The sequence below is a fragment of the Ephemeroptericola cinctiostellae genome (assembly GCF_003339525.1).
GTDB classification, from domain to species: Bacteria; Pseudomonadota; Gammaproteobacteria; order Burkholderiales; family Burkholderiaceae; genus Hydromonas; species Hydromonas cinctiostellae.
Genome location: NZ_CP031124.1, coordinates 1,008,466 through 1,031,986, shown reverse-complemented (window position 1 = coordinate 1,031,986; position 23,521 = coordinate 1,008,466). Strand labels below are relative to the sequence as shown.

Genomic DNA, 23,521 nt, shown 5'->3' with positions numbered 1-23,521 from the left:
CAGGCACGCAAGCAATATGTTTTTATTATGTTAATTATTGTATTAGAACAATGTGCTGAAACAATCATCGCCAACAGAAGCGACAAAAAAACAAAATCACACACCTTATTTCTAGTTTTACTACATCTCAGATATAAAAAGGGAAGCGTTTGTGAACAACGCTTCCACTTTTATATTACCACTTACCACCACGGCTGATTTTATTCAAGTCTTCTTCGAGTTTTGCCACAGCCTCAGCACCTTTGGCTTTGCCTGACAACACAGAACTTGAAGCATTCCAGAATGCATTTGACACTTCATTGTACTTCGCACCTGTTGGTGTGGAAAGACGAGCCACAGAAGATTCAAACACTTTCATCAAATCGCCAAAGAACGGATTTTTAGCAAGAATGTCCTTGTCTTGATACAAAGCAGGGATGGTTGGGTTGTAAGCACCATCAATCGCGCGTTGTTTTTGAACCTCTTTGCTGGTCAAGAACATCACCAAATCAGTGGCTTCTTTTGGATGTTTAGAATATTTAGACACCGCCAACTGCCAGCCGCCCAAAGTCGCCGCATTGCGACCATCTGCACCACCTTTAGGCAATGGAGACACACCCACTTTGTCTTTAATTTTAGAATCAGCAGACTGAGCGCCAGACCAAGCATAAGGCCAGTTGCGCATAAACACTGAGTTACCGTTTTGGAACACGCCGCGCGCCTCTTCTTCAGCGTAGTTCAACACGCCTTTTGGTGCAATCGTGCCCACCCATCCTGCCGCAGTATCCAAGGCCTTGGCTGCACCTGGATTATTAATGGTCACTTTACCCGTGCTATCAACAATGGTACCGCCATTGTATGACGCCACCCACTCCAACGCATCACATGTCAAAGTTTCTGAAGCTTTGGCTTGAAATACATAACCCTGCATGTCTTTATTGCCCGCAGCACGCTCACCATCTTGGATTTTTTTCGCCGTTGCAGTCAACTCATCCCATGTTGTGGGTACTTTTTCTTTGTATTTTTCCAGCAAGTCTTTGCGATAGTACAATAAACCAGCATCAGTGAACCAAGGCATCGCCAACAATTTACCGTCAATTGTGTTGTTCGCAACGATGGCTGGGAAGAAATCTTTTTCAGAACCTTTTGTGGCTTCTTTCAAATCCAACAAATGGTCTTTCAAAATGCCCGGCCACACCACGTCAACCATCAAGACATCAACGTCCGACGCACCCGCACCAAACTGCTGACGGAATAACGCTAATTTTTCAGACGAATCTTTTGGATCGGAATAAAGTTTCACTTTATTGCCTGTTTTCTTTTCCCACTCAGCCACATTTTTTTGACACACATCATGGTCTTGTCCAACAGAGCCACAAGAAATGGTCACTTCAACGCCACCCGCTGCTGCAGGTGCCGCTGCTGCGCCTGCATCCGCTGCTTTTGGTGCGTCCTTTGGTTTTTCACCGCCACAAGCCGCCAACAACAATGCCGCAGAAATGCCAGCAACCCAATGCTTCATAAACTGATTTGTCTTCATGTCTCCACCTTCTTTTATAGATTAAACCCAAATTGAACTGCATATTTTATTGAATCGCAAATCATACAAGCAACCCAACAAAATTGACAAAAAAGAAAAATGTTTCTTACCAAAAACTTACTTTAAGCTTACCGTAAACTTACAACCATTCTTCTTAACAAAAAAAGATAATTAATTTATTTTATTTTCACCACTTTTTGCCTGTGGTTACTTTAGACAAACAAAGTCACACTGTCAAGCAATTTTATGGCAATCAACTGATTTACTTAAGGAAATTCATGACCTTTCAATTCATAAAAAAACATTAACAGCAAAAAACACAGCAATAAAACAACAATTTATTGCAATGCACAAAAAAAACTTGAACCCATCTTATGTTTTATGTAGAATGAAATTGTTGCGATGCACAAAAAGCTCAGTTCGTTATCAAAAAGGGTTTTTTTAAGCCACGCATGAAGAAGAAGTAATTTTCGCTTTTGATACATTTAACTCATTTGGAGATCCATCATGACTGTAAAACCTGAAGATTTTGCTGCTGCGCAAAAAGCATCTGTTGAAACTTTTTTTGCCATCACAAACAAAGCTTTTGAATCTATCGTTCAATTGACAAACTTAAACATCGCGACTGCAAAAGAAGCTTTGGAACAAGCTGCTGCATTGTCAGAAAAAGCTTTAACAGCTAAAGACGCACAAGGCTTCATCGCTGTTGCTAACGGCTCAACTCAACCTGCTGCCGAAAAAGCATTGGCTTACAGCAAAAAAGTATATGAAATCAGCACAACAGCTCAAGCAGAATTGAATAAATTCGTTGAAACTCAAGTGGCTCAAAACAACAAGCAAGTGGCTCAATGGATTGACGATGCGTCTAAAAACGCACCTCAAGGTTCTGAAGCTGCTTTGTCATTCGTTAAATCAGCTGTTGCAAACGCAAACTCTGCGTATGACTCTTTGTCAAAAGCCGCTAAACAAGCCGTTGAAATCGCAGAAACAAACGTGAACAACGCAGTAAAAGCGACTGCTGCTAAAACCAAGTAAATCCTCAATGAGGTGCTTTTGTTTATTATATTAGCACTGCTTTGAAAAAAAACCAGCCCCATCGGCTGGTTTTTTTGTCTATTTTGGATAAAAAAGTTAAAAACCTGAACGCATTGCGTACGTTCAGGTTTTTATCACATCTTTATAGGCAAGCAAAGTACGCATCATGCACCAGCAGTTGGATCACTCCCACTCAATCGTTGCTGGCGGTTTACCAGACACATCGTACACCACACGGTTGATGCCACGCACTTCATTGATGATGCGATTCGACACGCGACCCAACAACTCATAAGGCAAGTGCGCCCAATGTGCCGTCATGAAATCTTGTGTTTGCACCGCACGCAATGCGACCACATACTCGTATGTGCGGCCATCACCCATCACCCCCACTGATTTCACAGGTAAAAACACCGCGAATGCTTGGCTGGTTAAATCGTACCAATTCTTACCCGAGGCTTCATCCACAGTACCTCGCAACTCTTCGATAAAAATCGCATCGGCACGGCGCAACAAATCGGCAAAATCCTTGCGCACTTCACCCAATATGCGCACACCCAAACCAGGACCAGGGAATGGATGACGGTACACCATAGATGGCGGCAAACCCAATGCCACACCCAAAGCACGCACTTCATCTTTAAACAATTCACGCAAGGGTTCAAGCAATTTGAGCTTCATGTGTTCAGGCAAACCACCCACATTGTGGTGTGATTTAATCGTGTGCGCACCCTTTTTACCTTTACCCGCAGATTCAATCACATCGGGGTAAATCGTGCCTTGTGCCAACCATTTTGCAGCGGTTAATTTATTGGACTCGGCATCAAACACCTCGATGAACTCGCCACCAATGATCTTGCGCTTCGCTTCAGGATCCGTCACACCTGCTAATTTGCCCATGAATTGCTCAGTCGCATCGACACGAATCACCTTCACACCCAAACTGCCCGCAAACATCTCCATCACCATGTCGCCTTCGTTCAAGCGGAGCAAACCATGATCGACAAACACGCAGGTCAATTGATCACCAATCGCACGGTGAATCAACGCAGCGGCAACAGACGAATCGACACCACCCGACAAGCCCAAAATCACCTCTTCATCACCCACTTGTTCACGAATTTTCGCCACGGCTTCGGTGATGTAATCGCCCATTTTCCAATCGGCTTGCGCAGTGCAAATGTCTTTTACAAAGCGGCTTAAAATGGCTTCGCCCTGGATCGTGTGTGTGACTTCGGGGTGAAACTGCACCGCGTAAAAATGACGCTCTTCATCAGCCATCGCCGCAATCGGGCATGAATCCGTCGAAGCCATTAATTTAAAACCAGCGGGCAAATCCGACACCGAGTCACCATGACTCATCCACACATTCAACAAACCATGGCCTTCTTCACTGGTTTCATCGGCAATGCCTGCCAACAAGCGGGTATGACCACGCGCACGCACTTTGGCGAAACCAAATTCACGTGATTTACCCAATGCTTCAGCGGTTTGCACTCGACCACCCAACTGTTGCGCCATCGTTTGCATGCCATAGCAAATGCCCAAAACTGGCACACCCAGTTCAAACACAACTTGTGGTGCGCGTGGGGTACCGCCCTCAGTCACCGAATTCGGGCCACCTGAAAGAATGATGCCTTTTGCCCCATAATTTTGAATGAATTCATCCGACACATCGTATGGATAAATTTCAGAAAAAACGCCCGAATCGCGTACGCGACGGGCAATGAGTTGAGTGACTTGTGAGCCGAAGTCAAGGATTAGGATTTTGTCGTGTTGATTGTTCATAATATTAAAAAATTTGGTGTGTTATAAGAAAGAAAGCAACGCTCGTATTTAAATCTTCAATGACCTCGTACCCGAATAAGAGTAAAAACCACCCCCACGGCATTAAGCGCCCTCAAAAGTCTTTGTTTAAACCAAGAACCGCTGTGAGTATCTAAAGCTATACCCTTCCAGAATAAAATCGAGTCCACATGTTTTACCAGACGCTTAGCCTTTAACGGCAACAAACACGTCAGCATCCATTTTTTCAGAGAGAAAACAAGGAGTAACAGAAGCCACTTGAGCAAATAAGATTTAGGCAGCGAGTCGAATGGGCGTAAAGGACATCATTGTCAATCAATGCCTCTAACCACAGCATGCCTCATCAAAAAAAACGATGCACAGTCTGTTTACTTTGCAATTATCATGACTCATTTAAACGAAGCGGGCTTTCGCCCGCTTGTTCTGTAATGATGATCACCCCACCGAATAATTCGGCGCTTCCTTGGTGATTTGCACATCATGCACATGACTTTCACGCATGCCTGCTGAAGTGATTTCAACAAATTCGGCCTTGGTACGCAGGTCGTCGATGGAAGCGCAACCACAGTAGCCCATCGAGGAACGCACGCCGCCAATCAATTGATGCACAATTGCCAACACACTGCCTTTGTACGACACACGACCTTCAATGCCTTCAGGTACAAGTTTATCAACGTTGCCTTCATTGTCTTGGAAATAGCGGTCTTTTGAACCTTGTGCCATCGCACCGAGTGAGCCCATGCCACGGTATTCTTTGTATGAACGGCCTTGGTACAACACGACTTCACCTGGGGATTCTTCTGTGCCTGCAAACATGGAGCCGAGCATGACAGTGAATGCGCCCGCTGCAATCGCTTTGGAAATGTCACCCGAGTAGCGGATGCCACCGTCGCCGATGAGTGGTACGCCTGTGCCTTCGAGGGCGGCTGCAACGTTGGCAATGGCAGAAATCTGCGGCACACCCACACCAGCGACAATGCGCGTGGTGCAAATTGAACCTGGGCCAATGCCGACTTTCACACCGTCCGCGCCGTGCGCGACCAATGCCAATGCGGCTTCAGCTGTAGCGATGTTGCCACCGATCACATCAACCTGTGGATAATGCGTTTTCACCCATTTAACGCGATCCAGCACGCCTTGTGAATGACCGTGTGCCGTGTCAACAATGATCACGTCCACACCTGCTTTTACCAACAAATCGACACGCTCGTCGTTTTCTGGACCCACACCAACCGCCGCACCGACGCGCAATTGACCTTGAGCGTCTTTACACGCATGGGGATGTTCTTTGGCTTTTTGGATGTCTTTCACCGTGATGAGACCGCGCAATTCGTCATTTTCATTGACGATGATGACGCGTTCCAAGCGGTGTTTGTTCATCAAGCGTTTGGCTTCTTCCAAAGAATCGTCTTCGTGAATGACCACGAGGCGTTCTCGTGGGGTCATGATGTCCGACACTTTGGCGGTGTAATTTTCTTCAAAACGCAAGTCGCGGTTGGTGATGATGCCAACCACTTTTTTGTTCTGCACAACGGGAAAGCCTGACACGCCTGCATCTTGCGCCAGCTCCATGATTTGCAACACGGTCATGTCAGGTGTGACAGTGATCGGGTCGCGCAAAATGCCAGACTCGTAGCGCTTCACTTTAGCGACTTCGAGGGCTTGCTTTGCAGGCGGTAAATTTTTATGGATGATGCCAATGCCACCTTCTTGCGCGAGGGCAATCGCTAAACGCGATTCGGTCACGGTGTCCATTGCGGCCGACACGAGGGGGATGTTCAGGGTGATGTTGCGCGAAAGCTGAGTTTTTAAGCTGGCGTCGCGCGGAAGAATGTTAGAGTAAGCGGGTACCAGTAAAACATCGTCAAAGGTAAGGGCTTTTTGCAATAAGCGCATGGGATTCCTTTCGCACAAAGCAGAATTATACGTTATTTTCAATTTTCGCGTTATAAAATGATTTGCCAAGCTTTGACTTTTGGGTGTTTTGCCCTTCGTTTTTTGGCATATAAACAACGTCAATTTCAATAGGCCTTAACCCCGCATCGTCCGCAGAAACGGAGACGGCAGTTTCTTGCGCTTTATTAAAATAAAATTCATAAAATAAACCATATTTCCATATTTTATTCCAATCAATTCCCGTAAAATCAAACAAAAATATAGAAATACCTTATTTGATGTTCTTTTTGATGTATGTGCATTCTTAAAAGGCTTTTTTAAGAAAAAACAGAAAAAGTAAAAACGTATTTGTCTGTGTTGCGCATGGCACGTCTTTTGTCTATGGGTGTTTCGATCCACCGCTCAGCACAGGGCCAGATACAACAACGTACAGAAATGCCTCATGAGACATCCAAACATGCCATAACCCTGCTTTTTGCCACACTTTTTCAACGGCCTCATTTAAAAGCTGCAACTGACTCCATTGCTCCTTAACACCACTCGACCATGATGACTTTTTCCACACCCAGTACCCACAACCATTTTCGCCAAGGCATTACTGCGGGCATCATTGCAGGCGCTTTATGGGGTTTGGTGTTTCTCTTCCCCCGCCTAACACCCGAATTTTCACCCATGTCACAAATGGTGTTGCGTTACATGTGTTACGGCATATTCGCGTTGGTGTTGTCGTTTCGGACTTTGCCTGTGCTGATGCGCACATTGTCACGCCATGATTGGGGCATGCTGGTGAAGCTGTCATTGCAAGCCAATATTTTGTACTATCTGTGTTTGGCCACAGGGGTGAAATATGGTGGCATTGCGCCCACCACTCTGATCATTGGGATGTTGCCGGTGACCATTGCGGTGATGGGTCGCAATGATGCGGGTTCATTGTCGTGGCGCGCGCTCTATGCGCCGATTGGCTTGATTGTGAGCGGCATCATTTTCATCAGCTGGGATTTGTTCAGCCACACCTCAGACACACTGACCAGCACACCGATTCAACGTTTATTTGCACTGCTGTCTGCGACGGGCGCTTTGGTCTTATGGACGTATGCTGCGGTCAATAATGCACGCTATTTGCGGGAGCGCCCAGACCTCAGCCCTGCCGACTGGTCAAATTTGACGGGGGTTGTGACTGCGGTGCTGTCCATCGGCATATTGGTCATCGCGTATCTGATCGCGCAATGGCAACCCGATCACATCTTTGCCGTCAACACCCAAGCAGATTTGCCTTGGTTAAAATTCATCCTCCTCGGTGGTGTTGTGATCGCATTTTTGTCGTCCTATGTGGGCAATATTTTATGGAACAAAGCCAGCCAATTGCTACCGATCAGCCTCTCTGGGCAATTGATTATGTCTGAAACACTTTTTTCACTGCTCTATGGCTTCATTTATGATGGCCGCATGCCGCGTTTACTCGAATGGGTGGCCATGATCTTGGCACTGTCAGGGGTGCTGTGGGCGATTAAGTTACACGCCGAAGCCCACCCCAAAGACGCACCGCCTGAAATGCACTAAAGTGAATAAAAAAAGCAAAGCATGTTTTTGATTTTCGTTGTGGTTATTGACAAATACAGTTTGCTTTTTTACCACCTCAGACCCTTCAAAACACACTTTGGATCATCCCCCCCCATTGGAGATGAAAAATGGGAGATGACTTGTTCTTTTAATTCTTTGTAATCTCTCAGTAAGTCGATTGCGTCATTGTTTGTTCATTCATAAAAACACACCTGCGCCCATGCGGTCGGCATGGTGGCCTTTCGTGAATCAACGAAAGCATAGACTGGAGACAACAATGACACACAACAACCACTATCAAATTGGCTTGGATCGGAATGCCGCCAATTTCGTCGCCCTGTCACCCCTCAGCTTCATTGAGCGCAGTGCTTCGGTGTTTCCATACCGCACCGCTGTCATTCATGGTGACATCCAATACACGTGGCAAGAGACTTACACGCGCTGTCGACAACTCGGCTCTGCCTTACAAAAAGCAGGCATCGGCGTGGGCGATACGGTGGCGACCATGCTGCCCAACACACCCGCGATGTTTGAGGCTCACTTTGGCGTGCCCATGTCTGGGGCTGTTTTAAACACATTAAATACCCGCTTAGACCCCGAGACCATTGCCTTCATGCTGAGTCATGCCGGCACAAAAGTATTGTTGACCGATCGGGAGTTCTCATCCACCATCAAAGCCGCACTGGCTTTATTACCGCACAACATCATGGTGGTTGACGTTGATGACCCCTTGTTTGACGGCGGAGAAGACTTGGGATCCATTTCATACGAGGATTTCATTGCCCAAGGCGATGCGGATTTCGCATGGCAATTGCCAGCAGATGAATGGGATGCCATCACACTCAATTACACATCGGGCACAACGGGCAACCCCAAAGGCGTGGTCTATCACCATCGCGGTGCTTATTTGAATTCAATAAGTAACATCGTCAGCTGGGGCATGCCACCGCACGCAGTGTACCTGTGGACATTGCCAATGTTTCATTGCAATGGCTGGTGCTTTCCTTGGACGGTGGCCGCAAATTCAGGGACGAATGTCTGTTTACGGCGCGTTGAACCCAAAAAAATATTCAGCCTGATGCAAGAGCACCATGTGACTCATTTTTGTGGTGCGCCCATTGTGCATGGCCTTTTAATCAACCTGCCTGAGCATGAACGCGCCGTGATTGAACACAAGGTGTCTGCACTGATTGCAGGTGCAGCACCACCCGCAGCGATCATTGAAGGCATGGAGCGTCTGGGCTTTAGCATCACCCATGTGTATGGCTTGACTGAAACATACGGCCCTGCGGCGATTTGTGAAAAACATGCCTCATGGGAGCAGCTGCCTTTAGGCGAACGCGCGGAACTCAATGGCCGCCAAGGCGTGCGCAATCACATGCAAGAGGCCGTCACCGTGCTGGACCCCGACACGCTGCACCCCGTACCACATGACGGCCAAACAATGGGCGAAATCATGTTCCGTGGCAACATTGTCATGAAGGGCTACCTCAAAAACGCAAGTGCCACCCACGATGCATTTGCGGGCGGTTGGTTTCATACAGGTGATTTGGCGGTGGTCGACCCCGACGGCTATGTCAAAATCAAAGACCGCAGCAAAGACGTGATCATTTCAGGGGGTGAAAACATTTCCAGCATTGAAGTGGAGGATGTGTTGTTCCGCCACCCCGATGTATTGGCAGCGGCTGTGGTTGCCCAACCAGATGAAAAATGGGGCGAAGTGCCGTGCGCCTTCATCGAGGTTCGCGACGGCAGTGCACCCAGCACAGCGGACATCATTGAACATTGTCGTGCGCATTTGGCGCGTTTTAAAGTGCCAAAGCAAGTCATCATTTGCGATTTGCCCAAAACCTCAACAGGGAAAATTCAAAAATTCATTTTACGCAATCAATTGAATGCAGCGGCGGCGAAAGGATAAAAAGGCCATGATTAAGCCGCCCCACCCAAAGCCAAATACAGCGTGGCTTGGTTATTGTATGCGTTGTAACGATTGGTCAGCGCGTTGATTTGCGCTTGACGATCGTCTTCTTGCGCATCCAACCATTCTTTTAAAGAAGCCGCACCTGCGCGATAACGCACTTCATACAAATGCTCCGCTTTTTTTGCCAAAGCCTGCTGTTGTTGCAGCTGGATGGTTTTACGGTCATACAATGTGCGCGCCGACAACGCATTTTCAACATCACTCAAGGCGGCATACATGGTCTGTCTAAACTCAGCCACAGCTTGCCCATAGGCGGCTTTAGAAACTTTCAATGACAATTGATTTTCGTTCCAATTTAAAAAAGGCAAAGCCAAATTCAGTGCCAATGCACCCACGGGGTCACTCACAATTTGACTTAAATTGCTGTTGCTGCCATTGACCGACCCTGTCAAAGTGAAGCTCGGGTAGAAATTGGCGCGAGCCACATCCACCGCCGCCATGGTGCTGCGCAAACGCAGCTCTGCCGCACTTAAATCTGGGCGGCGAGCCAACAATTCTGCAGGCAAGCCGATTGCCAATTCAGGCATGGCGGTGCGTGGCAAATATTGAGGTTCGGGGGCAATCCGTTGGGTCGGCGATGCATCGAAGAGGATCGCCATCGCGTTGCGGGCTTGCTCACGTTGATCCATCAAGTCAGCTTGCGCTGATTGTTGACTGGACAATGATTTTTCAGCACTCACAACTTCCAATTGTGACACCGCACCCGCGCGAAACTGCACAAGAATAAGGTTCAGTGTGCGTTGTGCATAAGCGATGGATGCTTCGCCCAGTGCGATGCGCTCGTTTAAATAACCCAACTGCCAATACAAACGTGAGACTGAAGCGGCAATGCTGTATTGGGTGCTGCGCAGATCCTGCTCGGTCGCCTGCGCTTCCCATGTTTTTTGGTCTGTGGCGCGCGCCAACTTGCCCCACAGATCAAGCTCATAACTGACCGACACGCCCGCACTGTTGCTGTGACTGCTCACATGGCTTGCCCCGAGAGAACGGCTGGCTGAGCTGCTGCCCGATCCAGAAAGGCTGGGCATTTGATTGTTGCTTGCCAAGCCTGCTTGCAATTGGGCTTGTTTAAGCTTAAATCCTGCAGCGATTAAACTGTTGTTGCGCTCAAGGGCAACCTTGACCAAGCGATTCAATTCGCCATCATTGAACCGCTCCCACCACGGTGACAAACCATCAAGGTGGATGGTGCTTTGAATGCCGTTTGCAGGACTAGCGGCAGTCGCTTGCCATTGTTCTGGCGGCTTTACCGTGCTTAAGGCTTCTGCCGTTGACCCCCGATGCGCACACGCTGTGAGTGCAAAAGCGGCCATCAAGGTCAAGCTCAAATGAGGCTTCATTAGACGAGACTTGAAGGGTTGCATGAATGTTTTTTTCAAAATAGTTCCAAAAAAATAGGCGATGCGGCTTGAGCGATGACCCATCCGCCCTGACATCACTCGCGTGTCAAAGCCACGACAGGATCGAGCCGTGCTGCATTGCGTGCAGGCAAAAAACCAAACAACACGCCAATCAAGGTCGAGCATGCAAAAGCGGCAACGATTGAAGTCGTCGAATACACCATCGTGAAGCTGTTGCTGAACGCTGAAAACACCTCACCGATCAACAATGACAACGCAATGCCCAGCACGCCACCCAGCAAACAAATGACCACCGCTTCAATCAAAAATTGCTGCAAAATATCGCTCTGCCGTGCCCCCACGGCCATTCGCACACCAATCTCCTGAGTGCGCTCCGTGACCGACACCAACATGATGTTCATCACACCAATGCCACCGACAATCAAGGAAATCACCGCAATCATCGACACCAGCAAGGTCATGGTTTGCGTGGTTTGCTCAATCGTTTTTCGGATGCTGTCGCTGTTTGAAATGAAAAAATCTTTGCTGCCATGGCGTTGGGTCAAAATTTTAGTCACCCCTTCTTCCGCTGCTTGGCTGGACACACTGTCCGACACACGGACGGTGATGCTTTTCAAATAATTTTGCCCCAACATGCGCCCCATGACCGTGGTGTACGGTGCAAAAATACTGAGGTTTTCGTCATTGCCAAAAGCACTTTCACTTTTCGCCGCCACACCAATGATGCGGCTCGGCATGTTGCCCAACACAATCACTTGCCCAATCGGGTTTTCACCATGCAAAAACAAGGCTTTTTTGGTGTTGTCATCAATGACGATTTCCTGCGCATAGCTTTTGGTCGATTGAACATCAAAAGCCTTGCCTTGTGCGAGGGTCACGCCCTTGACCTGAAAATACTGTTCACCGACCCCTTTGACTTGCGCGCTGACAGAGATGTTTTGATAACGCACCGTCACCGATGTGCTCACCCCAGGTGTGACGCTGTTGACATAGCTTTGCTGTGCCAGCACATCCGCATCGCCTGAATTCAAGGTGCGAATGCGCCCTGCTTTGCGATCACCAAAACCCGTTCCGGGGTAAACATCGATCGTATTCGTACCCATCGAACTGATGTTTTTCAAGATTTGTTGCTGTGACCCAGCGCCCAAAGCCACCACCGAGACCACCGAAGCGATACCAATGATGATGCCCAGCATGGTCAAAAAAGACCGCATCCGATGCGCCAACATGGAGCGCACCGCCATGCTGAAAGCCTCTCGAAAACGTTCTGTGGCGGCACGCCACGGGCTGTGGTGGGTGTTGCCTTTGACGGGGTGAGTGCTGAGGTCTGCCGTCGCAACGTCTACCTCCACAACACCAGCCGTCACCTCTCCTTGCATTGGTCCAACGGAGGGGCTGGCGGGTGTCAGTGCCGTCAATGGGTGCGAGGCCGTGGGGCGATCAGCAATGATTTCACCATCGCTGATCTCAATGATGCGGTCTGCATTTTCAGCCACTTTTGCATCGTGGGTGACGATGATGATGGTGTGACCTTCGGCATGTAGCTCTCGCAAGATTGCCATGACCTCACGCCCGCTGTTGCTGTCCAACGCACCAGTGGGCTCGTCAGCCAAAATGACTTCACCGCCATTGACCAAGGCGCGCGCAATACTGACACGCTGCTGCTGGCCGCCAGACAATTGCCCTGGCTTATGCCCCATGCGTTCGCCCAAGCCCAAACGTTCCAATAGTTTTTGAGTGCGGGCGTGCCGTTCTGTTGGGGTGAAACCCGCATAAATGGCGGGAATTTCGGCATTGCCCAATGCGGTCAAGTCCCCCAACAAATGATAACGTTGGAAAATAAAACCAAAATACTCGCGGCGCAATTGTGCCAATTCATCGGGCAACATGTCACCCGTTTCTTGACCATTGACCGTGTAACTGCCGCGCGTTGGCTTATCCAAACAACCCAAAATATTCATCAAGGTGGATTTACCCGAACCCGATGCACCGATGATGGCGATCATTTCACCTGCATTCACGGTGAGGTTGATGTTTTTGAGAATGGCCACGATGTCATCACCCGAGCTGAATTCGCGGTACAGGCCGCGCACCTCCATCAAGGGCGTTGAAGGTGTGGCATGTGCTGATGATGTCGACATTTACATCCCCATTGGCGGCCCGCCACCCATTGTTTTTTTCGACGCACTGCTTGTGGCTGCGGTCACTTGACTGACCACCACCTGCTCACCCTCAGTCAAACCATCAACAACCTGTGCATTGACATTGTTATTTAAACCAACGGTGACCCAGCGTTCTGATGCTTTTTTATCTTTATCCAAAACCTGCACACGATACTGGCCTTTGTTATTTTTCTCCCCCAAAGCGGTGGATGGCACCATCAACACTTGCTTGGCTTGATCCAAAATGATGGAGACATTGGTGGTCATGTCCGCACGTAATGTGCGTTCAGGATTGGGCACATGCAATTGACCATAATAATAAATCGCAGTGGATGTACTGGATGAAGCTGAGGTGTTGTCACTCTGTGACACAGGGCCTGGATCGACCGAAGCCAAGGTGGTTTCGTACCGCTTCACTGAATCACCCAAAATGGTGAAATAAGCAGGCATGCCCGCTTTGACTTTGGTCACGTCACCCTCTGAGATTTCAGCACGAACGGTGACTTTATCCAACTGCGCCAACGTCACAATCGTCGGCGTGGATTGTACGGCATTCACTGTTTGCCCTTCTTCAACTGCAATCGTCACCACCACCCCATCAGTGGGGGCGATGACTTGGGTGTAGCTCAAAGTCAAGCGTGCCGAGTCAGCCGAGAGTTTGGCTTGTTTGATTTGTGCTTGGGCTTGCACCACATCGGCTTGCGCCACTTTGAGGCTGGCTTGCGCCGCATCATAATTTTCTTTTGAACTTGCCCCTTCTTTGAGCATGGTGGCTTGACGGGTAAAATCCAGCTGCGCTTTGACAAGGCTGGCTTGCTTCGCCGTCAACGCAGCGTTGTAATTGGCCAGCTGCGCTTCTTGTGTGAGCAGGGTGTTTTTCTGTGTGCGTGCATCAATCTCAGCAATCACATCGCCTTTTTTAACTTCTTGACCGAGTTGGACTTTGAGTGTTTTGATTTGACCAGAGACCTGAGCACCCACATCGACTTGCTTAAAGGCTTTGACGGTGCCTGTGGCCAAAACAGTGGTTTCAATGTCACCTTTGACCACAGCGGCAGTGATGTAATTGTTCGCAACAGTCGCGGGGAAAAAATACATTTTGATGCCCACGGCCAATGCCACCAGCAACACGGCCAGCGATCCTCGACGCCACCACGTTCCATTCATTTTCAACATGCACATTCCTCTTTCATCATCACTGGGTTTTACTTAAAGCACCGTGACATTAAAGCATAACAGTGTGGGTTTTATGTACACAATTAAAGAAGTGATTAAAAATAAGTTTTTGCTTTTCTCCAACGAGGACTTAGGCAAACCCTAAAAGGAAACAAACAAAAACCAATAAAAATCAAACAGTTAAAATCCACCCCCAGCAAAACATCCACGTTCAATCGGCTCGTCAACAACAGCCCAAGATGCAAAAAACCCATTTTACATTCTATTAAAGTCAAAAAAACCTCAACTCACATGGGTTGAGGTTTTTTGAACATCAAATACAGCAACAGTGATGTGACTTACATCGGTTTGTGCATGTGGTTTTTGGGCTTACGGTGTTTTTTCATTACTGGCTTGTGATGTGGCTCAAGCTGCATGCCCGGTGCATGTGGTGCAGGTGCCATTTGATGTGTCTGTGGCGCATCCATTTTCATGCTGTGTGCCGCTGGATTTGGCACGTGTGCAGGCTCAGCATTTTGCGCAAAACTTGTGCTTGCACCCAAACCAAAAGCCAAAAACATTAAAGTGGCGAGAGTTTTTTTCATGTGTGTCCTTAACAGGTTCAAAAAATAAGCGACAAGGTTCGCTCTGTCATGCATCATAAGTAAGAAGATTTGAGAAAATATGGAGCCAAAAAAAGGTCACCTGCATACCCACTTCAGAAGTAGACGTACAAGAAAAGGCGTCGCATGGTTATCAAACTGGCTGCATTCATGTGCATAAAACAGCTCAAACACACTCCCACATGCCAGTATACTCAGTTAAACTTCAAACAAAGCCAAAGAACAATTAAAGTCAAAGAACAATTATGAACACTTCACATGACCTCATCCACCTCATGATCGGTGCATCGGCTTTTTTATTCAGGGGTGTGCAGGATCACGCAAACAAATAAAAAAAGCGGTCTTAGACCACTTTTTTTATTTCAATGCCAAACAGTCAATCAAGCTCAAAACAGCGACGTTGCTTTTCAGGGATTTTTACTTTAATTGGACAAGATGATCTGATCCACCAACCCTGCTTGTTGACTCACCCATCATTGTCACTTATCCGTCCATTGCGTATGGTGACTGCCTTCTTGCCCAACCAATTCATACGTGTGTGCGCCGAAGTAATCGCGCTGCGCTTGAATCACGTTGGACGGCATGCGTGCACTGCGCAAGCTGTCAAAGTAGCCGACCGTCGATGTCAACGCAGGCGTTGCGATGCCCGCCCCCACTGTAGCCATCACCACTTGACGTGCATCTGTTTGTAAACCATTAATTAAATGAGAAATGTCTGCGTCCAACAGCAGGTGGGCGAGCTGCGCATCCTTTTTATACGCATTGAACATTTGACCTAAAAAACGTGAACGGATGATGCAACCACCACGCCAAATTTTAGTGATTTCAGCCATATTCAATTCATACTTGTACTCAGTCGATGCGCGGGTCAACATGTGCATGCCTTGGGCGTAACTCATGACCATGGCGAAATAAAAGGCTTGCTCCAGTTGTTTCAAAAACACACCGTGATCAACATTCAAGGGCGTGCTGGCCTGTGCATACAAGGGCGATATTTCAACACGCAAGGCCTTGTATTTCGATAAATCACGCATGGCCACAGCGGTATCGACTGTTGGTAAAGGTGTTTCTAAGTCCATCGCCACTTGTGATGTCCACTTACCCGTGCCTTTGGCGCGCGCCTCATCCTTGATGTCATCCACCAAGGCATGGTTGGAATCAGGCGCTTTGTAACGCAAAATATCACGCGTGATTTCAATCAAAAACGATTGCAAACGCCCTTCATTCCACTCAGCAAACACATCCGCAATCGACTCGTTGCTCATCTGCAAGCCATTTCTCATGATGGCGTAGGTTTCTGAAATCAATTGCATCAAACCATACTCAATGCCGTTGTGCACCATTTTGACAAAATGCCCTGCTGAACCCGGCCCCATATAAGCCACACAAGGCTCACCGTCGACTTTGGCCGCAATCGCCTCCAAGGTCGGCCTCATGATGTCGTAAGCATCACGATCGCCGCCAGGCATCATGCTTGGACCACGGCGCGCACCTTCCTCACCACCCGACACGCCCATGCCAAAGAAGTGAAAACCTTTGTCTTTCAAATACGTCGCGCGGCGATCCGTGTCGGTAAAATACGAGTTGCCACCATCAATCAACACATCGCCTTGATCCAACAAGGGCAAAAGTTCTTCAATCACCGCATCCACAATTTTACCTGCGGGCACCAACATCATGATGGCACGTGGGGTTTTCAAACTGTGAACGAAAGATTGAATGTCAGTGAAACCTTTGACCGTCCCCACTTTGCCTTCACTTTCAAGTAAAGCCGCTTTGGTGGCGTCTTTGTCGTAACCCGCGCCCGCAAAACCGTTGTCGGCTATATTCAACAGCAAATTGCGCCCCATCGTACCGAGGCCAATCATGCCAAAATCATATTGTGTATTGAGGGTTGGGTTATCCATGGTGTGCTTTCAAAAAAAATGGGTGATCGCGAAATCCACTGCGGGTCTTGTTTAAAATACAGCCGCTCACATTTAAGCGAGCGGCTGCAACCAAACCAGCATACCAAATAAGGTTCGCGTAAGCTTGCATTTTACACAAACACAAAACCTTCCGCACCATGATCCACCGTCACCACGGATTTTGGCAAAAACCGACCTGCCAAAATCGCGCGCGCCAACGGATTTTCGATGTTTTGGCTGATGGCGCGTTTCAACGGACGCGCGCCATATGCCGCGTCAAAACCCGCTTCGGCGATGGCCGCTACCGCTGCGGGCGTGACTTCAAGCGTCAAATCTTGCTCGCTCAAGCGTTCTGCCAAACGATGCAACTGAATTTTGGCAATGCCTTGGATGTTCTGCGCGGTCAAATGATGGAACACCACCACTTCATCAATACGGTTGATGAATTCAGGGCGGAAATACTGTTTCACCTCATTCATCACCGCCGTGTGAATGACGTCGTTGCTAGAACCCGCCAAACGCGAAATTTCCTGCGAACCTAAGTTGGAAGTCATGACCATCACGGTGTTTTTGAAATCCACCGTGCGCCCTTGACCATCGGTCATGCGGCCATCGTCCAAGGCTTGCAACAACACATTAAACACATCAGGATGGGCTTTTTCAACCTCATCAAACAAAATCACGCTGTACGGTTTGCGGCGCACTTGCTCGGTCAAATAACCGCCCGCTTCGTAACCGACATAACCCGGAGGCGCGCCAATCAAACGCGCAACCGAGTGTTTTTCCATGTATTCAGACATGTCGATGCGAATCAAATGGTCTTCAGAATCAAACAAAAACTGCGCCAAAGCCTTGCACAACTCGGTTTTGCCCACGCCCGTCGGTCCAAGGAACAGGAACGAACCATAAGGTTTGTTCGGATCGGACAGACCCGCACGCGAACGCATGATGACATCCGCCACGCTGTCCACCGCTTCGTCTTGCCCGACCACGCGTTCATGCAAATGTTCGGCAATCGCCAACACTTTCTCGCGCTCGCCTTGTAACATTTTCGACACGGGAATCCCTGTTGCGCGGCTGACCACTTCAGCGATTTCTTCAGTGCCCACTTGCGTTTTGAGCAGGCGCGGCTTGGTTTTCGCGTCTTCTTTTTCCGCGTGTTCGGTTTCTTTCAATTGACGTTCCAATTCGGGCAATTGACCGTATTGGATTTCCGCCACTTTGTCGAGTTTGCCTTGACGCTGCAAATCGGTCATTTGACCGCGCAGCACATCAATTTTCTCTTTGATTTGCGCTGAACCTTGCGCCTGCGCTTTTTCGCGGCGCCATTCTTCGTCCAAATCCGCCAGTTCTTTCTCAAGCGAGTCCATTTCTTGCTCAAGCAAATCCAAACGCTCGCGCGAGGCGTCGTCGGTTTCGCGTTTGAGGGCTTCACGTTCGATTTTCAGTTGAATCAAGCGGCGTTCGAGTTTATCCAGCAGCTCAGGTTTGGAGTCGATTTCAATTTTAATCCGCGCCGCCGCTTCGTCAATCAAGTCAATCGCCTTGTCGGGTAAAAAGCGGTCGGTGATGTAACGGTGCGACAAAGTCGCCGCCGCGACAATCGCAGGATCGGTGATGTCCACGCCGTGATGCACTTCGTATTTCTCTTGCAAACCGCGCAAAATCGCGATGGTCGACTCGACGCTGGGTTCTTCGACGAGGACTTTTTGGAAACGACGCTCCAAAGCCGCGTCTTTTTCCAAGGAGCTGCGGTATTCATTCAACGTGGTTGCACCAATGCAGTGCAAATCACCGCGCGCGAGCGCAGGCTTGAGCATATTGCCCGCGTCAATCGAACCTTCTGCCTTGCCCGCACCGACCATGGTGTGAATTTCGTCGATGAACATGATGGTTTGACCCGCGTCTTGTTCAACCTCGTTGAGCACGGCTTTGAGGCGCTCTTCAAAGTCACCACGGTATTTCGCGCCCGCCAACAACGCCGCCATGTCGAGCACGAGGATGCGCTTGTCTTTCAGGCTGTCGGGCACTTCGCCGTTGACGATGCGTTGCGCCAAACCTTCGACAATCGCTGTTTTGCCGACGCCCGGCTCGCCGATGAGCACGGGGTTGTTTTTCGAACGGCGTTGTAAAATTTGAATTGTGCGGCGGATTTCATCGTCACGCCCAATCACGGGGTCGAGTTTGCCGCTGCGCGCGCGCTCAGTTAAGTCTAAAGTGTATTTTTTCAGGGCCTCGCGTTGGCCTTCGGCGTTTGGACTGTCCACGTTTTTTCCTTTGCGTATGGATTCGATGGCTGCCATCAAGGTTTTATCGTTTAACCCCATGGCGTTGAATGCTTTTTTTAATGGGTGCTTGCTGTCTTTATCCAACAACGCCACCAACAACATCTCCGAGGCAACATAACTGTCACCATACTGCTTCGCGTGCTGTTGTGCACGTTGTAAAACTTGCACCAAGTCGTTCGACAACATCGGCGCACCCGAGCTTGTGGCGACCGTCGGCAAATCATCTACGGCTTGCTTAACGATTGCCTTAACCCGCGCCAAATCAATCCCTGTGTAACGCAACAAAGCAGGCACACCACCATCTACAGCACTCATCATGCTCGACAACAGATGCGCGGCATCAATGCTGGCCTGGTGCTTTTCTTGTGCTAGGGTTTGTGCATTTTGCAATGCTTCTTGAAAAGGACTGGTAAATTGTTCAAAATTCATTCCAATGACTCCAAAAAAATTAAATTCCTGCTTTTTCGAACCTTGATCTCCAAGCATGAGCACGGCCAATCACACACCAACATCACTCCGTTTCAAATGAAGCAAACCAAAGCCCATTGTATGACAACAGGAGTATGACAAAAAATATGCCTATGTTAATGATTTTGGGATATAAAATGACTTTTCAAGAGGCCTACAAAAATTTACTCACGCACGGTTAAAAGCTCACCTGTCGGATGGTGGTAAGCGGTCAAATCGCGCCCCCACACACACCCCGTGTCCAAGCAAGTGGTGTTGTGAGACCGATGCAAACCCAGTGCAGACCAATGCCCAAAGAAAATTGGCGTGTTCAACGTTTTTCGCTCAGGCGCAGCAAACCAAGGCATCAAATGTGTTGGAGCATCCTGCAACTCACCTTTAAATTTAAAATCCATCGCCCCATTCGCATCACACAAGCGCAAGCGCGTGAATGCATTGGTGATGACACGCAAACGTTCATCACCCGCCAAATCAGGCGACCAGCTGTTGGGTTCATTGCCAAACAAAGTTTGCAAGCGTTGTTTATAGTTGTCACTGCGCAACACCGCCTCCAACGCCCGTGCATTCGCCAGCGTTTCAGCCAGCGACCACGAGGGCAACACCCCCGCATGCACCATCAGCACCCCTTGCTCATAATGTGCGACAGGCTGAAAACGCAACCAATCCAGCCAAGCCTCACGGTCAGGTGCATTTAAAATGCCATCCAAGGTGTCTGACCGACCCAGTTTACGCGCCCCTGCCGCCACCGCCAACAAATGAATGTCATGATTACCCAACACCACCCGCGCTCGCGAACCCAATGCTTTCACTTGCCGCAACACCCCCAGTGAATCAGCCCCTCGATTGACGAGGTCACCACACAACCAAATCGCTCGCCCCTCAGGGATCCGTTGAACGAGCCGTTTTAATGCACCAGCACAGCCTTGCACATCACCCACAAGGTAAAAATCAGATTCAGACATAACATTCCACTTAATTGATAACATCAAAATACAGTCGGCGACACCCCCCTCACATTCAGAAAGCGTATCATTCGGTTCGCTCACTTCAAAAAACAAGTGTAGTGTATCTATCTTCAAACGTTTTTGCTAAAATGTCGCACAGTTTTGGGTTCTGTGCGTCAACATGCCACTAAAAAAGTACATTGGAAAATAAGTGACCGATTTTATCAAATGCTTCACCTCTCCTCAACAATGGTGGACTCTTGCAATGTTTGACATCAAACAACGCTACCGCCGTTCAACACTGGGTCCTTTGTGGATGACCCTGAGCACAGGCATCATGGTCGGCACCTTGGGGGTCTTGTGGTCAACCCTATTTAAAACGAACATACAAGAATTCATGCCTTTTTTTGCTGCAGGTTTGATTCTGTGGACTTTTTTGTCTGGCCAAATCGTTGAAGCCTGTACGGGCTACACCCAATTTGAAGGCTACATCAAGCAAATCAACTTGCCATTGCCTTTGTATTTATTGCGCATCTGGTCACGCAATATGATCATACTGGCACACAACATGTTGGTTTTCATCGTCATTTGGATGGTGTTTGGTTTCACGTGGATGCCCAATCTGCTCATGCTGGTTCTGGGCTTTGCCCTCATGTCGCTTGTGGTGTTTTTTGCCTCCATTCCCATTGCCATTTTGTGCACGCGTTTCCGAGACATCACCCCCATCGTTCAAAGCCTCGTTCAAATACTGTATTTTTTCACCCCCATCATGTGGCAACCCAAGACCCTGCCCAAAGAATACGCCTATTTGGCTGAATATAACCCGATTCATCATCTGATGGAGTTGGTTCGCGCACCCATGCTCGGCCAAACTGCAAACCTCGATTCATGGTTGTGGTCGTTCGGCTTATTGGCATTTTTCTTTGTCGCGGCTGTTGTCATGCACAACCGTTATCGCACCCGCGTTGCGTATTGGCTGTAAAAGGACCTCTCATGACAGCACACATCATTGCCAAAAACGTCGGCGTCGAATTTCCTATTTTTAATAGCAGCCACCGTTCTTTGAAAAAAAGCATTTTAAATGCCACAACAGGCGGTCGCGTCGCCAAGGACAGTAAAAACCATGTGGTTGTACGCGCCCTTGATGACATCAATTTAGAATTCCACCCGGGAGACCGGGTTGGGCTGGTTGGACACAACGGCTCTGGAAAAACCACCTTACTGCGTGTGCTATCGGGGGTGTATGCACCCACGCAAGGTCAGCTTTCAACCCAAGGCAGCATTGCCACTTTGCTCGACGTGAGCTTGGGCATGGATGGCGAGGCCACAGGTTATGAAAACATCCGCATCCGTGGCTTGTTGATGGGGCTGTCCATGGCTCAAATTGATGCTCAAATTGATGAAATCGCTGAGTTTACCGATTTGGGCGAATATTTGGACATGCCCATGCGCACCTACTCATCAGGCATGACCGTGCGTTTAGGTTTCGCCGTATCCACCAGCGTCCACGCCGACATTGTCATCATGGATGAATGGCTGTCCGTTGGTGATGCCGATTTTCAGCTCAAAGCCACGCAACGGTTGAACGACATGGTGAATCGCGCATCAATTTTGATTTTGGCATCACACAGCATGGATTTGGTTGAAAAAACATGCAACAAAATCATACGCATGGAGCATGGCAAGATCGCAGAGATTTACAACAACACACTTATCGCTGTTTAAAACACACAGGAGAAACAAATGATTTTAGTGACGGGCGGAGCGGGTTTTATTGGTGGCAATTTTGTGTTGCAATGGTTTGCGGGCGAACACAACGAGCCTCTGGTCAATGTGGACAAATTGACGTATGCAGGCAATTTAGACACCCTATCGAGCATCTCTGAACGCGATGACTACTTTTTTGAAAAAGTGGACATTGCCGATGAAGCTGAAATCAAACGCATCATTGCCCAATACCAGCCCCGCGCCATTGTGCATTTTGCTGCCGAATCTCATGTGGATCGCTCGATCACCGACCCAGGTGCTTTTGTGCGCACCAATGTGGTGGGCACATTCAATTTACTTGAACAAGCGCGCCATTACTGGAATGATCTGCCCGAACCACAAAAATCAGAGTTTCGTTTTTTACACGTCTCAACTGATGAGGTGTATGGCACTTTAGAAACAAACGACCCCGCTTTTTGTGAGACCACCCCATACCAACCCAACAGCCCATACTCAGCCTCAAAAGCAGGCTCAGACATGCTGGTGCGTGCGTATTACCACACGTATGGCTTTCCTGTTGTCACCACCAACTGCTCCAACAACTATGGCCCGTATCAGTTTCCAGAAAAATTGATTCCCGTGGTCATTCTCAACGCCTTGGCAGGAAAACCATTGCCCATTTATGGTAACGGCCAAAACATCCGTGACTGGCTCTATGTGGGCGATCATTGCGCTGCCATTCGCCTGGCTTTAGCCAATGGTCGCTTGGGTGAAACTTATGTGGTGGGTGGCATCAACGAAAAAACAAACATGGAAGTGGTTCACTCAATTTGCACCATCCTTGATGAAGTTCGCCCACGCGATGCAGGTTCGTATGCCGAACAAATCACTTTTGTTAAAGACCGCCCAGGTCATGATGCTCGATATGCGATCAATCCCGAAAAAATTCAAACTGAACTTGGTTTCAAACCCGCCCATACATTCGAGACGGGTTTACGTGAAACCGTGCTGTGGTATTTAAATAACAATGAATGGATCACCCGCGTACAAACGGGTGAATACACTCAATGGGTTGACCAACATTATGCGCAAGCACGAGGGGTATAACC

17 protein-coding genes are annotated in these 23,521 nt (G+C 48.6%); 6 read left to right on the top strand and 11 right to left on the bottom strand.

Annotation, left to right across the window (positions count from 1 at the left end; all coding sequences use genetic code 11):
* Nucleotides 1-175: 175 nt before the first annotated feature.
* Nucleotides 176-1,519: an ABC transporter substrate-binding protein gene (locus DTO96_RS04795; protein ID WP_225972564.1), complete on the bottom strand. Its 1,344-nt coding sequence runs from the start codon at nucleotides 1,517-1,519 to the stop codon at nucleotides 176-178.
* A gap of 507 nt (nucleotides 1,520-2,026) precedes the next feature.
* Here DTO96_RS04795 and DTO96_RS04790 point away from each other — a divergent pair.
* Nucleotides 2,027-2,554 carry a phasin family protein gene (locus DTO96_RS04790; RefSeq protein ID WP_114562455.1) on the top strand — a complete coding sequence of 176 codons (528 nt, stop codon included), beginning with the start codon at nucleotides 2,027-2,029 and terminating at the stop codon, nucleotides 2,552-2,554.
* 183 nt (nucleotides 2,555-2,737) lie between these two features.
* Here DTO96_RS04790 and guaA read toward each other — a convergent pair whose 3' ends face one another.
* From guaA to DTO96_RS04775, 3 genes are all read right to left on the bottom strand, one after another.
* Complete coding sequence (guaA, locus tag DTO96_RS04785; protein WP_114562454.1) at nucleotides 2,738-4,342, bottom strand: glutamine-hydrolyzing GMP synthase; 1,605 nt, start codon at nucleotides 4,340-4,342, stop codon at nucleotides 2,738-2,740.
* Nucleotides 4,343-4,795: 453 nt separating this feature from the next.
* On the bottom strand, nucleotides 4,796-6,256 hold the full coding sequence (gene guaB, locus DTO96_RS04780; protein WP_114562453.1) for an IMP dehydrogenase: 1,461 nt from the start codon (nucleotides 6,254-6,256) through the stop codon (nucleotides 4,796-4,798).
* A gap of 25 nt (nucleotides 6,257-6,281) precedes the next feature.
* Nucleotides 6,282-6,512, bottom strand: coding sequence for a hypothetical protein (locus DTO96_RS04775; protein WP_114562452.1), 231 nt, complete (start codon nucleotides 6,510-6,512; stop codon nucleotides 6,282-6,284).
* A gap of 290 nt (nucleotides 6,513-6,802) precedes the next feature.
* Between DTO96_RS04775 and DTO96_RS04770 the strand changes: the two genes are divergently transcribed.
* Together DTO96_RS04770 and DTO96_RS04765 are read left to right on the top strand one after the other, a co-directional pair.
* Nucleotides 6,803-7,816, top strand: coding sequence for a DMT family transporter (locus tag DTO96_RS04770; RefSeq protein ID WP_114562451.1), 1,014 nt, complete (start codon nucleotides 6,803-6,805; stop codon nucleotides 7,814-7,816).
* A gap of 277 nt (nucleotides 7,817-8,093) precedes the next feature.
* On the top strand, nucleotides 8,094-9,734 hold the full coding sequence (locus tag DTO96_RS04765) for an acyl-CoA synthetase (protein ID WP_114562450.1): 1,641 nt from the start codon (nucleotides 8,094-8,096) through the stop codon (nucleotides 9,732-9,734).
* 11 nt (nucleotides 9,735-9,745) lie between these two features.
* On the opposite strand, the gene DTO96_RS04760 is transcribed toward DTO96_RS04765, so the two are convergent.
* From DTO96_RS04760 to DTO96_RS04730, 7 genes are all read right to left on the bottom strand, one after another.
* Complete coding sequence (locus DTO96_RS04760; RefSeq protein ID WP_225972563.1) at nucleotides 9,746-11,161, bottom strand: efflux transporter outer membrane subunit; 1,416 nt, start codon at nucleotides 11,159-11,161, stop codon at nucleotides 9,746-9,748.
* Nucleotides 11,162-11,232: 71 nt separating this feature from the next.
* Nucleotides 11,233-13,299, bottom strand: a complete 2,067-nt coding sequence (locus tag DTO96_RS04755) for a MacB family efflux pump subunit (protein ID WP_114562449.1) — start codon at nucleotides 13,297-13,299, stop codon at nucleotides 11,233-11,235.
* On the bottom strand, nucleotides 13,300-14,496 hold the full coding sequence (locus tag DTO96_RS04750) for an efflux RND transporter periplasmic adaptor subunit (protein WP_114562448.1): 1,197 nt from the start codon (nucleotides 14,494-14,496) through the stop codon (nucleotides 13,300-13,302).
* Nucleotides 14,497-14,834: 338 nt separating this feature from the next.
* On the bottom strand, nucleotides 14,835-15,080 hold the full coding sequence (locus tag DTO96_RS04745) for a hypothetical protein (protein ID WP_114562447.1): 246 nt from the start codon (nucleotides 15,078-15,080) through the stop codon (nucleotides 14,835-14,837).
* Between the two features lie 497 nt (nucleotides 15,081-15,577).
* Complete coding sequence (gene gnd / locus DTO96_RS04740; RefSeq protein WP_114562446.1) at nucleotides 15,578-17,005, bottom strand: NADP-dependent phosphogluconate dehydrogenase; 1,428 nt, start codon at nucleotides 17,003-17,005, stop codon at nucleotides 15,578-15,580.
* A gap of 131 nt (nucleotides 17,006-17,136) precedes the next feature.
* Nucleotides 17,137-19,722 (bottom strand): ATP-dependent chaperone ClpB, encoded by a 2,586-nt coding sequence (gene clpB, locus DTO96_RS04735; protein ID WP_114562445.1) that lies wholly within the window; start codon nucleotides 19,720-19,722, stop codon nucleotides 17,137-17,139.
* Nucleotides 19,723-19,925: 203 nt separating this feature from the next.
* A complete protein-coding gene (locus DTO96_RS04730) occupies nucleotides 19,926-20,723 on the bottom strand; it encodes a symmetrical bis(5'-nucleosyl)-tetraphosphatase (RefSeq protein ID WP_114562444.1) in 798 nt (265 codons plus the stop codon).
* Nucleotides 20,724-20,916: 193 nt separating this feature from the next.
* On the opposite strand from DTO96_RS04730, the gene DTO96_RS04725 reads away from it, so the two are divergent.
* From DTO96_RS04725 to rfbB, 3 genes are read left to right on the top strand one after another with little or no spacing between them, the layout of a single operon-like run.
* Complete coding sequence (locus tag DTO96_RS04725; protein ID WP_225972562.1) at nucleotides 20,917-21,687, top strand: ABC transporter permease; 771 nt, start codon at nucleotides 20,917-20,919, stop codon at nucleotides 21,685-21,687.
* 11 nt (nucleotides 21,688-21,698) lie between these two features.
* Nucleotides 21,699-22,430: an ABC transporter ATP-binding protein gene (locus DTO96_RS04720; protein WP_114562442.1), complete on the top strand. Its 732-nt coding sequence runs from the start codon at nucleotides 21,699-21,701 to the stop codon at nucleotides 22,428-22,430.
* An 18-nt stretch (nucleotides 22,431-22,448) separates the two neighbouring features.
* On the top strand, nucleotides 22,449-23,519 hold the full coding sequence (gene rfbB / locus DTO96_RS04715) for a dTDP-glucose 4,6-dehydratase (RefSeq protein ID WP_114562441.1): 1,071 nt from the start codon (nucleotides 22,449-22,451) through the stop codon (nucleotides 23,517-23,519).
* Nucleotides 23,520-23,521: the final 2 nt, after the last annotated feature.